10 protein-coding genes are annotated in these 16147 nt (G+C 59.4%); 7 read left to right on the top strand and 3 right to left on the bottom strand.

Going from position 1 to position 16147, the window contains the following annotated elements; genetic code table 11:
* The first annotated feature begins 296 nt into the window (after positions 1-296).
* On the top strand, positions 297-806 hold the full coding sequence (locus IH404_RS06745; protein ID WP_005785185.1) for a PadR family transcriptional regulator: 510 nt from the start codon (positions 297-299) through the stop codon (positions 804-806).
* Entirely contained in the window at positions 803-1570 is a 768-nt protein-coding gene (locus IH404_RS06740) for a siderophore-interacting protein (RefSeq protein WP_005785183.1), read from the top strand. Before IH404_RS06745 ends, IH404_RS06740 begins: the two co-directional genes overlap by 4 nt.
* 1 nt (position 1571) lies before the next feature.
* On the opposite strand, the gene IH404_RS06735 is transcribed toward IH404_RS06740, so the two are convergent.
* Both IH404_RS06735 and IH404_RS06730 read right to left on the bottom strand, forming a co-directional pair.
* A complete protein-coding gene (locus tag IH404_RS06735; RefSeq protein ID WP_005785181.1) occupies positions 1572-2195 on the bottom strand; it encodes a Pr6Pr family membrane protein in 624 nt (207 codons plus the stop codon).
* Between the two features lie 4 nt (positions 2196-2199).
* A complete protein-coding gene (locus tag IH404_RS06730) occupies positions 2200-2433 on the bottom strand; it encodes a VF530 family protein (protein WP_003188882.1) in 234 nt (77 codons plus the stop codon).
* A 171-nt stretch (positions 2434-2604) separates the two neighbouring features.
* Between IH404_RS06730 and IH404_RS06725 the strand changes: the two genes are divergently transcribed.
* The 4 genes from IH404_RS06725 to IH404_RS06710 all read left to right on the top strand — a co-directional run bounded on the left by IH404_RS06725 (position 2605) and on the right by IH404_RS06710 (position 9899).
* Positions 2605-4623, top strand: a complete 2019-nt coding sequence (locus tag IH404_RS06725; protein ID WP_005785178.1) for a TonB-dependent receptor — start codon at positions 2605-2607, stop codon at positions 4621-4623.
* A 380-nt stretch (positions 4624-5003) separates the two neighbouring features.
* Positions 5004-7421, top strand: coding sequence for a glucose/quinate/shikimate family membrane-bound PQQ-dependent dehydrogenase (locus IH404_RS06720; protein WP_005785177.1), 2418 nt, complete (start codon positions 5004-5006; stop codon positions 7419-7421).
* 176 nt (positions 7422-7597) lie between these two features.
* Entirely contained in the window at positions 7598-8443 is an 846-nt protein-coding gene (locus tag IH404_RS06715) for a 2OG-Fe(II) oxygenase (RefSeq protein ID WP_005785174.1), read from the top strand.
* Between the two features lie 34 nt (positions 8444-8477).
* Positions 8478-9899, top strand: a complete 1422-nt coding sequence (locus IH404_RS06710) for a pyridoxal-dependent decarboxylase (RefSeq protein ID WP_005785172.1) — start codon at positions 8478-8480, stop codon at positions 9897-9899.
* On the opposite strand, the gene IH404_RS06705 is transcribed toward IH404_RS06710, so the two are convergent.
* On the bottom strand, positions 9896-12232 hold the full coding sequence (locus IH404_RS06705; RefSeq protein ID WP_194440656.1) for a GGDEF domain-containing phosphodiesterase: 2337 nt from the start codon (positions 12230-12232) through the stop codon (positions 9896-9898). The genes IH404_RS06710 and IH404_RS06705 overlap by 4 nt on opposite strands.
* Before the next feature lie 350 nt (positions 12233-12582).
* Here IH404_RS06705 and IH404_RS06700 point away from each other — a divergent pair, with 350 nt between their 5' ends.
* A complete protein-coding gene (locus tag IH404_RS06700) occupies positions 12583-16140 on the top strand; it encodes a YncE family protein (protein WP_194440174.1) in 3558 nt (1185 codons plus the stop codon).
* Positions 16141-16147 lie beyond the last annotated feature (7 nt).

Below are 16147 nucleotides of genomic sequence, written 5' to 3'. Positions count from 1 at the left end.
AAACTTTAAAAGTATCCGTAGGAAACAGGCTACACACTTAAAAACACGATAAAGAAGTTACTGTAAGACGCAGACCACACTAACTCAAAAGCGCCTGCACAACCACGGGTTAGATAAGAATTCGAGTCATGACTCTAATTAAAGTTATAGCTCTATAAATAAAAAAGATCCAATCGGACTTGTTTCATTTATGACCGAAACCCGCGGCTACCCCATTGACCGTTGGTCGCCAAGGGCTATCCTCCGTACAAAGATATATCTTAAGTTATATCTAAACCTATTCAGAGGACTTGCGCATGAAACACGAGCATCGCGGCGAATTTGAAAAACGCGGCGGCCGCGGCCCACGGGTATTCGCCCCCGGCGACCTGAAGCTGCTACTGTTGTCATTGATCGCCGAGCAACCTTGCCATGGCTACGACCTGATCCGCCGCATCGAAAGCCTGTTCGACGGCGCCTACAGCCCCAGTCCCGGCGTGATCTACCCCACCCTGACCTTTCTTGAAGAGAGCGAGCTGATCAGCGGCGACGCCGATGGTGGAAAAAAACGCTACACAATCACCGACGCCGGTCGTCTCTTCTTAAGCGAACAAGCCGTTGCCCTGGATGGCGTGCGCATGCGCCTGGATGTCAGCAAGCGCTCGCTGCGTGGCCACGACCGCCCACCCCAGATCCATGAGGCGGTGCACAACCTGCGCCACGCCTTGCATTCGCACAACGGGCACTGGAGCCCGGAAGAAATCATTCGTGTCGCGGCGCTGCTCAATCGCACCGCTCAAGCCATTGCCGACGGGACAGACCAATGAACACACAAGCCATTCATCGCGTGACCCACGAAATCAAACGCCGCCGCCTGGATGTTCTGCGGGTGGTGGACATCACCCCGCGCATGCGCCGCATCACACTGGGTGGGCCTGAGCTGGAGGGCTTTATCAGCCTGGGCAGCGACGATCACATCAAGCTGCTGTTCCCGCAGAACGCCGCCGAGCAAGCAGCGCTTGAAAGCCCGACATTCGCCATCAAGGGCGACGGCCCGCAACCGGCCATGCGCGACTACACGCCACGGCGCTACGACCTGGAAATCGGCGAGCTGGATATCGACTTCGTGCTGCATGGCGATGGCCCTGCGTCCACCTGGGCCGAGCAGGCGCAGGTCGGGCAGCACCTGTATATCGGTGGGCCACGGGGCTCGATGATCGTGCCGGACATTTTCGACAGCTACCTGCTGATCGGCGATGAAACCGCCCTGCCCGCCATTGCGCGGCGTCTGGAGGAGTTGCCCGCTGGGCGCAAGGTGATTGCAGTGATTGAAATCGCCAATGCGGCGGAGCAACAGACGCTGCAAAGTGCGGCCGATGTGGAGGTGATCTGGGTGCTGCGTGGCCACGATGACCTGCTTGAGGTGGTGCAAAACCTGACGCTGCCCGACGGCACGCTGTACAGCTTCGTGGCGACCGAAACCAGATTGTCGCGCCAGGTACGGCGGGTGTTGCTGGACACCCACAAAGTCAATGAAGAATACCTCAAGGCCGTGGGTTACTGGCGCGCCGACGGTAGCTCGCAAGAGTGAGTCAGGGCCGGGGCTTGATGAATTTATCCAGCCCCACCATCACCAACGCTATCGCCACAAACCCCGCCAGAATCCCCCCGGCATTCACAAACACTTGTGGATAACCGAGGCGGTCCACATCGATGAACGGGTACTGATACTGCCCAAGCAAATGCCCACGCATCAGCACATACGCGAAGTACATCAATGGGTAAATCACCCAGGCGCCGATGTGCTTGAGGCGCAAAAAACCCTTGGGCACACAGCGCCACCAATAAATCAGAAACAGCAACGGCATCACGTCGTGCAGCAATTCATCGGCGATAAATTGAAAGCCTTCAGGGCTCCACAAATGCCGCAGCAGCAGGTTGTAGGCCAGGCTTACCACCACAATGCTCACGGCGACTCCACTGCTGATGTGAGGCGCCAGGAAAAACCGTTTGCCGGCTGACTCCCGGTTGACCCAGGCGTAGCTCAACACCACCACCACCAGGGTGTTGGTCAACACGGTGAAGAAACTGAAAAAACTCACCAGCCCACCCAGCAGGCTGGCTTCAATGGACCAGCGTGAATAAAGGATCAGGTACTGCTGGATCGTCAACCCCACCCAGCCGGCAAGCGCCGCCGTCGCGACAAAACGCTTCATGGGTTCAGTCCAGCGGGCGTTTGGTGCGCATCAGCTTGACGTACAACCCTTCGACTTTTTCCCGCGCCCAAGGCGTCTTGCGCAGGAAGGTCAGGCTCGACTTGATGCTCGGGTCGCTCTTGAAGCAGCGGATATCAATACGTTCGGCCAAGCCGCTCCATTCGTAATGCTCCACCAGGGTGGTGAGCACGTGTTGCAGGGTCACGCCGTGGAGCGGGTCGTTGCTTGTCGCGGTCATGCCAGGCCTTTTGCAAAAAGAGGAAACACAGCCGCGCACCTTAGCCGACGAGGCGTGCAGGTGGAAGCATCGCATTGAATATAGCCCGCCAGGAAAAGTTCCCCTTCCTGACGAAAAAAGAGATGTTATATTGTAACTATATCTATCAGACGTTTTGCCTAGGAATATCCGATGTCCCTGCCTTCTCTCTGGCGCTTGTCCCCTCTCGCCGCCGCCTTGTTGATCAGCTCACAAGCCTATGCCCTGGAACTGCCCCCCCAAGTCGTCACTGGCAACCCGCTGGGTAGCGAACAACTGGCCTCGCCCACCACTGTGCTGGAAGGTGATGAGCTGACCCTGCAACAAAAAGGCAGCCTCGGCGAAACCCTGAACAAGCAGCCCGGGGTGTCATCGTCGTATTTCGGCCCAGGCGCCAGCCGCCCGATCATTCGCGGCCAGGATGGCGACCGGATTCGCATCCTGCGCAACGGCGTGGGGGCGCTGGATGCGTCGTCGCTGTCCTATGACCACGCGGTGCCGCTGGACCCGATCAATGTCGACCGTATCGAAATCGTGCGCGGCCCCGCAGCACTGCTGTACGGCGGCAGTGCCATCGGTGGCGTGGTCAACACCTTCGACAACCGCATCCCCACCGAGGCCATCGAAGGCATCCACGGTGCGGGGGAACTGCGCTACGGCGGCGCCGACACCACCCGCAGCAGCGCGGGCAAGCTGGAGGCCGGCAATGGCACATTCGCCTTGCACCTGGACGCCAATGCGCGGGAATTCAACGACCTGAAAATCCCTGGTTATGCGCGCAGCCGCCACGCGCCGGAGAGCGAAAACGGCCCCGGCAAAAACGGCCGCCTGGGTAACAGCAACGGGCGTCAGGACGGCGGTGCGGTGGGTGGTTCCTACACCTGGGATGATGGTTACGCGGGCCTGTCCTACAGCAACTACGACAGCAATTATGGCTCCCCCGCCGAGCAGGATGTACGCATCCGCATGAAGCAGGATCATTACGCCTTTGCCTCCGAAATCCGCAACCTGCAGGGCCCGTTTACCTCGGTGAAGATCGACGCGGGCTACACCGAGTATCAGCACCGCGAAATCGAAGGCGGCGAAACCGGCACCACCTTCAAGAACAAAGGCTATGAAGCCCGAGTGGAGGCGCGTCACCAGCCCATCGGGCCGTTCGACGGCGTGGTCGGCGCCCAAGTGACCCGCAATGAATTTTCGGCCCTGGGTGAGGAAGCGTTCGTACCGCAGACCGATACCAACGCTGGCGCCCTGTTTATCCTGGAAGAGATGCAAGCCACCGAGCGCTTGAAACTCAGCCTGGGTGCGCGCCTTGAGCACACCAACGTCGACCCGGATGGCAAGGGCAATGCGCGCTTTGCCACTGCGGATAAATCCAGCGACTTCACCGCTGGCAGCCTGTCGTCGGGTGCGGTCTACACGCTTACGCCCATCTGGTCGGTGGCCGCGACGCTGGGCTACACCGAGCGCGCCCCGACCTTCTACGAGCTGTATGCCAACGGTGCCCACGTCGCCACCGGCACCTATGAATTGGGCGACGCCAACCTGTCGAAAGAAAAAGCCGTGTCCAGCGACCTGGCCCTGCGTTTTGACAATGGCACCCATAAGGGCAGCTTTGGCGTGTTCTACAGCCGCTTCTCCAACTACATCGGCTTGCTCGGCACTGGCCGCACGTTGAACGACGAGGGTGAAGAGGATGCTGGCGGTATTCCCGAGTACGGCTACTCCGGCGTACGTGCGCGTTTCGCCGGTTTCGAAGCCCAGGATCACTGGAAGCTCGGCGAAGGCGCCTACGGCAAGTTCGCGCTGGAACTGTCGGGCGACTACACCCGCGCTACCAACCTGGACAGCGGCGAAGCCTTGCCACGCATTGCGCCCCTGCGTTTGAACAGCGGCTTGCTGTGGGAACTGGATCGCTGGCAGGCACGTATCGATGTGGAACATGCCGCGGGCCAAGGGCGCGTGCCGGATAACGAGAGCGGCACCGATGGCTACACCACTTTGGGAGCAAGCGCGGGCTATCGCTTCAACGTCGGTGGCAGCCAGTGGCTGGCGTTCGTCAACGGTGAAAACCTGACCAACCAGACCGTGCGCTACGCCAGCTCGATCCTGCGCGACATCGCACCAGCACCGGGACGCAGTGTGCAGTTCGGCATCCGCACCACCTTCTGACCAACACCGAAAACCCTTTGTGGGAGGGAACAAGCCCCCTCCCACATTATTAGATTAGCCAGCGACTATCTGTCACTGTTACCAAAACTGAAATGATGCATCTTGCGATTCACCCTTTCTCAAAACGCCCCGCCGCATTATCCTTCGCAACAATCTGAAACGCTTCACCTCCCGGTCGCCCCATTTGCCGAATCTCTTCCTGCACAAAGACAGCGCTGTCTTGAATCGACCAGCGCCGAGGGTTTATTGCCCGCTTGTGGATAACCGAGTTATCCACAGAAAAAACCAAAAATAACGATGAACCAAGCCCGAGCCGAATCGTCATCTACAGTGAGTGAAGCACGGGGTTACATAATTCCAACGTAACGGAGAAACACACTATGAGCACTGATGGTGCCTCAAGCCCAAGCCGCCTGTTGCCCAGGCTGCTGGGGGTCTTGCTGCTGATCATGGGGCTGGCCTTGCTGGCCGGCGGCGTCAAGCTGAGTATGCTCGGCGGGTCGCTGTACTACCTGCTGGCCGGTATCGGCATTGCCCTGACCGGCGTGTTGCTGCTGGCTACCCGCCGCGCTGCGCTGGGCCTGTATGCACTGGTGTTGTTCGCCAGCACCGTGTGGGCCCTGTGGGAAGTGGGCCTGGACTGGTGGCAGTTGGTGCCGCGCCTGGCCCTGCTGTTCGCCCTGGGCATCGTCATGCTGCTGCCGTGGTTTCGCCGGCCATTGCTGCGTGGCCAAGCCGCGCCGCTGGGCACTGGCGCGCTGAGCGTGGCCGTGGTGCTGGCGGGCGCAACCGCCCTGGCCAGCCAGTTCACCAACCCAGGTGAAATGGTCAAGACCGGCCAACTGGACCGCGACGCGGTACCCGGCATGGCCAGCGCCGCACCCTCCCAAGCCGATGGCGACTGGAACTCCTATGGCCGTTCGGCCTTCGGTGACCGTTACTCGCCACTGGCGCAGATCACCCCGGAAAACGCCCACAAACTGGTGCCAGCGTGGACCTATCGCACCGGCGATATCCCGGGGCCGAACGATCCGGGTGAAACCACCGCGGAAAACACCCCGCTGAAAGTCAACGGCATGCTCTACGTGTGCACGCCGCACAGCCAGGTGATCGCGCTGGACCCGGACACCGGCAAGGAAATCTGGCGCTTCGATCCGAAGATCAGCAGCCAGGGCGCCGAGAACTTCAAGGGTTGGGCGCACATGACCTGCCGTGGCGTGTCGTATCACGATGACGCCGCCTACGCTTCCGAACAGAGCCCGACTGGCAGCGCTAGCCCGGCTGCGGCACCGACTGCCTGCCCGAAACGCATCTTCGTGCCGACTGCCGACACCCGTCTGATCGCCCTGAACGCCGACACCGGCAAGATGTGCGAAGACTTCGGTGACAAAGGCCAGGTCGACCTGCGTGCCAACATCGGCAGCTTCGCCCCAGGCGGCTACTACTCCACTTCGCCACCGGCCGTGACCAAGAACCTGGTGGTGATCGGCGGCCATGTGACCGATAACGTTTCCATCGACGAGCCTAGCGGTGTGATCCGCGCGTTCGACGTGCACACCGGCAAGCTGGTGTGGAACTGGGACAGCGGCAACCCGGACGACACCACCCCGTTGGCCGAGGGCAAGACCTACACCCGCAACTCGCCGAACATGTGGTCCATGTTCGCCGTGGATGAAAAACTCGGCATGTTGTACCTGCCGATGGGCAACCAGATGCCCGACCAGTACGGCGGCGACCGTACCGATGATTCCGAGAAATACGCAGCTGGCCTGACCGCTCTGGACATCGACACCGGCCACGTGAAGTGGACCTTCCAGTTCACCCACCATGACCTGTGGGACATGGACGTGGGCGGCCAGCCTTCGCTGATCGACATCAAGACTGCTGACGGCGTCAAGCAAGCGGTGATGGCATCGACCAAGCAAGGCAGCATCTACGTGCTGGATCGCAGCAACGGTCAGCCAGTGGTTCCGATCAACGAAATCCCTGTACCGCAAGGCGCAGTGGCCGGCGATCGCACCTCCCCGACCCAACCCAAGTCCGACCTGAACTTCATGCCGCCGCCCCTCAAGGAGCGTGACATGTGGGGCGTGACGCCGTTCGACCAACTGATCTGCCGGATCGACTTCAAGTCGATGCGCTACGACGGCCCGTTCACCCCGCCATCGCTGCAAGGCTCGATCGTGTACCCAGGCAACTTCGGCGTGTTCGACTGGGGCGGCATCTCGGTTGACCCGGTGCGTCAGATCGCGTTCGTGAACCCAAGCTACATGGCGTTCAAATCGAAACTGATCCCGGCAGCCGACATCGCCAAGCAAGGCCCACGCGTCAGCGAAACCGAAGGCGTACAGCCGAACAAAGGCGCGCCGTACGGTGTGATCCTTGAAGCACTGCTGTCGCCGATGGGCCTGCCGTGCCAGGCGCCAGCGTGGGGCTACGTGGCAGCGGTCGACCTGACCAACCACCAGACCATCTGGATGCACAAGAACGGCACCGTGCGTGACAGCTCGCCGGTCCCGATCCCGCTGACCATGGGCGTGCCTAGCCTGGGCGGTACGTTCACCACCGCCGGTGGCGTCGCGTTCCTCAGCGGCACCCTGGACCAGTACCTGCGTGCCTATGACGTGAAGAACGGCAAGCAACTGTGGGAAGGCCGCCTGCCAGCAGGCGCGCAAACCACCCCGATGACCTACACCGGCAAGGACGGCAAGCAATACGTGCTGGTCATGGCTGGCGGTCACGGCTCGCTGGGCACCAAGCAGGGTGACTATGTGATGGCGTTCAAACTGCCGGATTAAGCAGCATCGGCGGTCAATGAAGGCGGCTACCTGATGGGTAGCCGCTTTTTTTCGTCCCTGATAACCACCACGCAAAGAGAAATCCTACTTGCCCGCTGCCCGTTGTCAGTAATTTAGTGCACAAGCCCTGCGTAACATCTGGGTGCACGGATGAAATTCAAATGGAGCTTTTCACTATGACGGACCATAGCGCTGTACAACCAAACCTGTGTATCTCGACAAAAATCCTGGAACTGGAACAACTCGACAGTCCAAGTTTAAGAAAGCTGATCAGCGGGCAAGTGCTTGCCATTCGAGTGCCCGACTTCGCCAACGAAAAAACCAGTGCACGGTTGATTCAGAGCATCAGCGAAACCGCCACGCTGGAGCAATACAGCCACGAAACCTACGAGGGCGGGCACGTCGTACAGCACTTCTATGGCGTGCATCGCTGGGGCACGCCGTTCAATTCCACCTATGGCAAGGTTGCGGGCAGTGATGCCCAACGCAAGTATTACGCTGACGCTGCCCATATGCGCAGCCTGATCGACCGCATTTGCGCCCCGCAACAGCCGCCCATTCAAGACTTGATGGAGCAGTTCCAGAGCATTTGGCCGCAAGGCGCACAAGCCGCTGCATTCCAGGGCCAGCCGATGTTCTGCGGGATCATCCGCGCCATGTTCCCCGAGACGGCGCACCTCTCTGAAACCGTTCCTCACGTGGATTGCCTGCCCCGCTTGATCGCTGATCTGGAACATCAGTTCAGCGCCAATATCTACCTTCAGACACCACCTTCGGGAGGAGAGTTAGTCATTTGGGATACCCCAGCGTTTGCCTATGACGAGGTCAAGCATTTCGAAGGCGCCCAACTGCCCGAGCAGCGCTTGCAAAAGCCGTTGCGCATTCAGCCACGCAAAAACGAACTGGTGATCATCAACACACGCCGCCCCCACGCCATTTGCGGATTCGATTCGGGCACACGCATCAGCATGCAATCGTTTATCGGCTACGTTCCTGGCGAACCGTTTTACTTCTGGTGCTAACCCTTTTATCGCGCTTGCAAATGGACATGTTGATATGACCCCCGAAGAATTCCGTCGCCATGGCTACGCCATGATCGACCTGATCGCAGACTATCGAGAAAACATCGAGCAACGCGGCGTGCAGCCCACCACGGTGCCTGGCGAAATCAAGGCCGCCCTGCCAGCGAGCCCGCCTGACAGCGCCGAACCGTTCGAACAGATCATGGGCGATGTCGAAAAGCTGATCATGCCCGGGCTGCTGCATTGGCAGCATCCGAGTTTTTTCGGCTTCTTCCCTTCCAACGTGGAGCTGTCTTCGGTGCTGGGCGATTGCCTGAGCACTGGCCTGGGTGTGGTGGGCTTGTCCTGGCAATCCAGTCCGGCCCTCACCGAAATCGAAGAAGTGACCACCGATTGGCTGCGCGACATGCTCGGCCTGAGCAGCGCCTGGAGCGGCGTGATCCAGGACTCCGCGTCCACCTCCACCCTGGTGGCCCTCATCAGCGCCAGGGAGCGCAGCTCCGATTACGCGCTGATGCATGACGGCCTGCAAAACAGCGGCGCGCCCCTGATCGTCTACACCTCAGCCCACGCCCATAGCTCGGTCAACAAGGCGGCGATCCTGGCCGGATTCGGCCAGAACCATATCCGCACCATCGCCACCGACCAACACAATGCAATGTCGCCCCAGGCATTGGCGCACGCCATCGAACAGGACCTGGCCGCCGGCAATCGCCCCTGCGTAGTAATTGCTACCACCGGGACCACAGCCGCCATGGCGATCGACCCTCTGGATGCGATTGGCGACCTGACCCAACGCCACGGTGTGTGGCTGCATGTGGACTCGGCCATGGCCGGCGCTGCGATGATCCTGCCGGAATGCCGGGCACTGTGGCAGGGCATCGAAAAAGCCGACTCCCTGGTGCTCAACCCGCACAAATGGCTGGGCGCGGCCTTCGATTGCTCGGTGTACTTCGTGCGCGACCCCGAGCATTTGATTCGCATCATGACCACCAACCCGAGCTACTTGCAGTCCAGTGCCGACGGCCAGGTCAGAAACTACCGCGACTGGCGGATTTCACTGGGCAGCCGCTTCCGCGCCCTGAAGCTGTGGTTTCTGATACGCGAACAAGGCGTCAGCGGCTTGCAGGCACGGCTGAGGCGCGACCTGGCCAATGCACGCTGGCTGGCTGAACAGATCGAAAGCAGCGCGCAATGGAAACTGGTGGCCGCGCCAGCCCTGCAAACCCTGTGTATTCGTCATGAACCGCCAGGGCTGAACGGCGAGGCGCTGGATCAGCACACGCGGGCCTGGGCAGAAAAGCTCAACCAGTCCGGTCATGCCTATGTCACCCCGGCCCTCCTCGAAGAGCGCTGGATGGTGCGGGTGTCCATCGGAGCATTGGGCACCGAGCGCCAGCATGTCGAACGGTTATGGACGCGGCTGCAAAGCCTGGTCGAGCAAACGCATTCTTAGGTCGACACCCGCGCACGGCGCATCCAGCGCTCGAACGCCATGGCATTCAGTGGCCGGCTGATCAGGTAGCCCTGGGCCGTGTCGCACTGCCAGTGCTTGAGCAGGGTGAGGCTGTGCTCGAACTCCACCCCCTCGGCCACTACCTTGAGGCCCAGGTTGTGGCTCATCTCGATGGTGGAGCGCACGATCACGCCGTCGCCGCTGGTGCTGTCGAGGTTGCGTATGAACGACTGGTCGATCTTCAACTCCTGTACCGGCAGGCGCTGCAACTGCGCCAGTGATGAGTAACCGGTACCGAAGTCGTCCACCGACAGGCTGATGCCGCAGCCGCGCAGTTGTTCAAGCACGCTGAGGGCTTGCTTTGGATTGTGCATGATGGCGCTTTCGGTGATTTCGAAAAGCAAATGCTCGGCGCTCACCTCGTAGTGGATCAATAGCGCAGTGACGCGAATGGCCAAGTCGTCATCGACCAGGTCGTTCACCGAGATATTCACCGACAGTTGAATCACCAGGCCACGCAGCGCCCATTCGGCAATCTGGCGGATGGCCTCCTCAATCACCCATAAGGTCAGGGGCCCCATGCTGCCGGTGCGTTCGGCCAGGGGAATGAATTCTGTGGGCGACACTTGCCCAAGGGTCGGGTGTTGCCAACGCAGCAAGGCTTCCGCCTGGCCCACATGGCCGTGCTTGAGGTCGAGCTTGGGCTGATAGCACAGGAACAACTCGCCTTCGACCACCGCCCGGCGCAGATCGCGGATCAAGGTAATCTGGCGTTGGTGAGCGAGGTCGCGATCAGGCTGGTAGATCTGCAAATGCCCCGGCATGGTGGCCGCGTCATGCCGAGCGATGGCGGCGCGGTTGATCAGTTCCTCGACCTGCTGACCGTCTGCGGGATACGCGGCAATGCCGATGCTCACTTCATGACGCACTTCATCGTTACCGATGCGCTGGGGTTCGGTCAGCAGCCCGTACACGCGGTCGGCACGGGCGACGGCGGAGTCGATTTCGGTGTTTTCCAGCAACAGCAGAAACTCACTGCCGGCAATGCGCGCGGCGGTGTCGCTGGCCAGCAGGCTCATGGACAGGCAGCGGCTGGCTTCGCACAACATTTCTTCCACACCCTGGGGGCCGAAGCCTTCGTTGATGACCCGATAGTTTTCAATCCCCAGGTACAGCAACACCACCGGCCGCCGCGCACTGATCGCACTGCCCAGACGCTCCATGGCCAGGGCACGATTAGGCAGGCCGGTGAGCGCATCATGCAAGGCGTTATGGGCCAACTGTCGTTCGCGCACGGCGATGCCGCTTTGCATGGCATTGAAAGCGCGGGCCAAGAGGCCGAACTCATCGTGGCTGCGCACCCGCACCGGCGTGTGGTAGTCACCGGCGCCGATCCGCTCAGCGGCCCGCACCAATGCATTGAGCGGGCGTGATACACGCCGCGCAAGAAACAACGCCGCCCCCAGCGAGACCAACAGCACCGCCACGGCAATCACCAGAAACTGCCGGTCCAGCGGTGCGAAGGATTCCAGGGCGTGGTCCAGCGGGCTTTGCAGCAGCACGCGCACTTCATCGCCTTCGCCGCTATTGGCCAAGGGCAACACCTGGCTGAGCACGCGCTGGCCATGGAACCCATGGACCCGCGCCTGCGGATCGATCAACGTGCCCAGCAGCAGGTCGATGACGCTCGGGCGCACACTGCCCGGCTGGGTAGTGAAGAGCTGGCCGACATGGCCGCCTTGCACACTGAGGAACGACACCTCAAGGTTGCTCATGGAGCGCAACTCATGGGCAAATTGCGTATCCATGGGAAAGCCCATGATCACTCGGGCGATGGGCGCAGGTTCAAGGACTTCCTTCTGCACCAGCAAGTAGGGGCGCCCAGCCATGGCGACGATCAACATTTGCTGGCCGCTGCGGCGCGCGCTGCGCAATGCATTGGCATAAGGGAACGCCTCCCCTTGCTTCATCGCCGGCAAGGTACTGACCATGACCCTGTCATCCAGGCCCAACACGAACACTTCGCTGGAATTGACCCCCGTACCGTGGCGCCCCAGGGCCTCCAGGATCGGCACCGTTGCGCCACCGGCCACGGCCTGCTTGAACGGGCCATCGATGGTGAGCCAGTCCAACCCATATTGCAGGCGGCGGCCGCGCAGGTCCAACAAGCGCTCGAACACCTGCCGCCCAGTGTCCAACTGCACCTGGGCCTGGTTCTCCACGGCGCGGGTAGTAGCGGCCTTGACGGCGAAATATGTGGCCGCCACCACCACCAGCAACAACAGCGCCAGTACTCCGGCAATCCGGGTTTGAAAGGTGTGCAGCCAGTGCATGGCCGTGCCTTCGGGTATCACCCGCCGCTGCGCGTGACTCCATCCTGTTCTCATACCTGTCCCTGGCGACCTGATCCGCCGTCAAAAAAACATTCATTTAGAGCGAATATTCAATTCACGCAGATTAGCTGGGACTAGAGATAAGTAAAACCCGTAAAAACAGGGGCCGGCGCGCCATATTTTTGACATAAAAGTCTTCGTCATCACTGCAAAACCCACTGTACCGTCGGTCGGCACTGTCATTTCTCACAGCTAGGCGAAGTGAAAAGGGTCGGATTGAATGAGTTACGGCTCGATCAAGCACAGGCTGCGAGTCGCACTTCTGACTCAATCACAATCAGGTGCCCGCCATGTCTTACGATCCAGACCATCTGTTACACGTGCCCAGCGCCCCCCGTTCTGCAGATTCAAGCGACAAGCCTGCTGGAGGACTTTCGGGAGACCCTGCAAACCCAACGTTGCTCGAAGAGGAAGAAGAGGAAAAAGTTCCGTTCTCCGACTTGGTGCTGAATATCGCGAACATCACCCCAATACCGGGTACCGATGGAGGCCTCAACAACGCAGCGCTGATAGTCAACCCCTCGGGCGTCAACTGCACCTTCAGACCCTGGATCAATATGGCCTATGACGACCGTGCATCCATTAATGTTAACGATATCGAAGCGGCTCATTACAACGTCACAGAGGAAGACGTCAGGGTTGGCAGGTCCGTGACCCTGACGATAGATCGTTTCAAGTTTGTCGACCAGGCACAAAACAAACTTCAAGGCGTAGTCAAAGGCGTGAACAGCGGCACTACCAGAGAATTCAGCATCTTGGTGGACAGCAAAGCGCCCGGTGGCCTGGACCCCGATGGCAGTACTGAGTTGACCAACGAAAACCTGGCGCGGATTGAATTCGTAGACCCCATCATCGAAAGCACAGGCATCGTAAACAGTGGACACATCACCAACGGCGTCAAGATCCGCATCGCCAAATACCCGGTGAATCAGGCGGTAGATCAGGTTTATCACCGCAAAGAGGGCGACGTCATCCACGTGAACATTGGGGGGGTGGTCAGTACTCATCAAGTGACCAACGCGGAGGCAGCCAGCAACGAGCCGGTCATCATGACGATCGAACACGGCAAGTGGATGGAGATGACCAAGGGCGCGAATATCGCCCTCTGGTATGTGAGAGACCGGGTGGGTAACCAGTCTTTCGGCTTTTCGATCCCAAGGACCATACAGAACAGAACGTACGCGGGCACCAGCCTGAGCGCCGGGGAAGTTCATGAACACGAGTACGATGCAGACAATAACGAGTATTACATCGACGCCGATGCTCACGCGCGCGACCTGAACTATAAGGTCCGCCTGAACGGTGACGGCTGGCAGATCAACGATGAGTTACACGTCACCTACTTTGGGTTGACCTCGGCGGGAGCACTCAAACACATTGAAACTTATCCGGTGCTGCGCCCGGATTTGCTGCGCGTTGACATCCGGCTGCCACTGGCCTTTGTCAAACAACTGGTAGGCGTTTCACTGATTGCCTACCACGAACGCGTGCGCCCCGGAGAGCCAGAGAATGTCCCGTCCGAAACCGTTATTTACAAGGTTCGAGGTACACCCGTCGACAACCGATACCCAGCGCCCATCGTCGAAGGCCTGGTCAACGGCACGCTGCCCAATATCGACCCTGTATGGATTAAAGTGCCCCGCGGCAGGCTGATCAAAGATGACAGGATCGAATTGTCCATTACCGGTAAAACACCTTCCGGCGACGACGTGTATGCGTCAGACGTCCTACGCGTAACCGAAGATGACCCGGACTACATTTGGTTCTCGTTCAGATACCAACTGGTGTTCAAGCCGTTGGAGGGATCGGCGTTCACTGCAAAATACGTGGTCAATCGAGACGCCGAGAACCCCTCGCAAGCGGTTACCGTACCGGTCGGTGACATCGCTCTCCCCCTGCCCGCTCCCGTGTCACCGGACGCGCCACCGCCTGAACATCGGTTTGATGAGTTGGTAACCAAAGGCAATCTCAGAGCGAACGTCGAGTGGCATTCGAGCATCGCTCTGAACGATGAGGTAAGGATACTTGCCGAAGGAAGCAAGACGAACGACTCGGTTCCCACCTCGTGGCTCAAAGTTGATGGCACTTGGTATGGCGACACCCTTCCCTTCTACATCCCGCGCACCCTACTGCTGAACAATAGACACGGAACCGTGACGCTGCGTTGGGAAGTACGTACTCCGCCCTCGGTCAGCGTGCGTAGGTCCCTGCCGCTGATCGTCAAAGTCGGTGTGGGGTTGCAACTGACCGAATGCCCGACCCTGGTGGAAGCAGACCCAGTGTCGTCTTGCAGGGTCAGCCTCGATCCCCTGCGCGTATGGACCCCGTTTGCTCGCACAACTACATTCAGGGTCACTTACCCCATGGATCGCAATGACTGGGTCACCCTGAAAATAGAGGGAAAAGCCGGTGTGGGCACGCCGCAGATTCCGCCTAAACGTGGTGTTCCCGATGCGGGTCATGACTACATCACGTTTGCCTGGCTCAGTGACTTTATCGCTGCGTACCCAGGCGAATCCTTCGAGGTGTACTTCGAAGTGCTGCGCGACAACGACACGACTGAATCGCCTCGGCTTACCGTTCAGGTGCAACGTTTCCCTGCGCAAACGCTTAACCTGCTGAGCGTACCGGAGGCGGTGAACGGGGTGATCGACCCTGACAAAGCCAATTCGGTACAAATCAGGGCCTGGCCGTTTTTCCGCGCCGGCCGCGCGGTAGGGATCAACCTCTACAGCACGACCGACCTGGCGCTGCGGCGCGCGATTGATGTAACACCGGCAGAAGTGAGTGCCGGGCGTACGCTTGATCGGATACCGACCGAGTATTTTGAAGACTTCGCCGATGACACCGATGTCCGCGTAGAAGGCTGGGTATCGATGGATGGGTACAATTGCGAGGAAACAGCCCAGCGCTTTAACGTGGGCATATACCGCGTACGCAGGGCGGCGGGGGGGATTGTCCGGGAGATCGACGTGGGGAATGGGCCGACTTATATCGTGGTCAGCCGGGACGGTAAACAGGTGTGTGTGGGGAATGGGCGTACGCCGTCGATTTCGGTGATTGATCTGGAGAACAATTCGGCGCGGACGGTAAATACGGTGGGTTCTATTATTAATGGATTGGCGTTGCATCCTTCGAATTCGAACTTGTATTTTTCGGTAGAGGGAGCTCCAACGTCTCAATCCACCCCAATTCTCAACATTAGTAATTTCACTTTCCGCTATCCCAACTGGCTAGGCAGCAATACCCGTGCAATATGCCTAAATCCAGGCGGAACACGACTCTTTGTAGGGACTCCAGCCGGCACTCATATTTACTATTGGAACGCCGTAACAGAGCGCTACGAGGGTAATGCCGCCAACACAGTCCAAGCCGGCTCCAGAGCGATAATAACTAACCCTCAAGGCACAGCATTTTATTCAGTTAGCGAGAGCACACAGCGTGTTGATATCAATAGCAGAGTTCGCACCCACTCGGTCGCTAATAACGGAATCGCAAGTGCTCTAGCACACTCCCCACTGTTCGCCTCCCTCGAACGGCTGTTTGTATGCGTGCCTAACTTATCAAAAGTAGATATCTATAACACCTATAACAACGGCCTTACTTTCGTTAAATCCCTCACTGGGCTTGCCACCCCACGGGGCGTAGCCTTCCACCCAGTCAAACCGCTGGCCTACGTGACGGAGTTCGCCAGCAACACCGTCCGAATCATCGACACCACGACCGAGGAACTGGTGGGCAGTATCCCTGGCTTCAATCAACCCACGGGCCTCGCGTGCAGCGAGGATGGCAGGTACTTGTTCGTCTGCAACTTCGGCAACAACACCGTAGCAGTGGTCAACGTGTAAGCACCGA

Source organism: Pseudomonas sp. OST1909, from assembly GCF_015277575.1.
Classification (GTDB): Bacteria; Pseudomonadota; Gammaproteobacteria; order Pseudomonadales; family Pseudomonadaceae; genus Aquipseudomonas; species Aquipseudomonas synxantha_A.
This window is presented reverse-complemented; position numbering and strand designations above follow the sequence as displayed.

Bases quoted from the DNA above. Each gene is read 5' to 3' on its own strand.
- IH404_RS06745 (WP_005785185.1), top strand. From the start codon at position 297: ATGAAACACGAGCATCGCGGCGAATTTGAAAAACGCGGCGGCCGCGGC.
- IH404_RS06740 (WP_005785183.1), top strand. From the start codon at position 803: ATGAACACACAAGCCATTCATCGCGTGACCCACGAAATCAAACGCCGC.
- IH404_RS06735 (WP_005785181.1), bottom strand. From the start codon at position 2,195: ATGAAGCGTTTTGTCGCGACGGCGGCGCTTGCCGGCTGGGTGGGGTTG.
- IH404_RS06730 (WP_003188882.1), bottom strand. From the start codon at position 2,433: ATGACCGCGACAAGCAACGACCCGCTCCACGGCGTGACCCTGCAACAC.
- IH404_RS06725 (WP_005785178.1), top strand. From the start codon at position 2,605: ATGTCCCTGCCTTCTCTCTGGCGCTTGTCCCCTCTCGCCGCCGCCTTG.
- IH404_RS06720 (WP_005785177.1), top strand. From the start codon at position 5,004: ATGAGCACTGATGGTGCCTCAAGCCCAAGCCGCCTGTTGCCCAGGCTG.
- IH404_RS06715 (WP_005785174.1), top strand. From the start codon at position 7,598: ATGACGGACCATAGCGCTGTACAACCAAACCTGTGTATCTCGACAAAA.
- IH404_RS06710 (WP_005785172.1), top strand. From the start codon at position 8,478: ATGACCCCCGAAGAATTCCGTCGCCATGGCTACGCCATGATCGACCTG.
- IH404_RS06705 (WP_194440656.1), bottom strand. From the start codon at position 12,232: ATGCACTGGCTGCACACCTTTCAAACCCGGATTGCCGGAGTACTGGCG.
- IH404_RS06700 (WP_194440174.1), top strand. From the start codon at position 12,583: ATGTCTTACGATCCAGACCATCTGTTACACGTGCCCAGCGCCCCCCGT.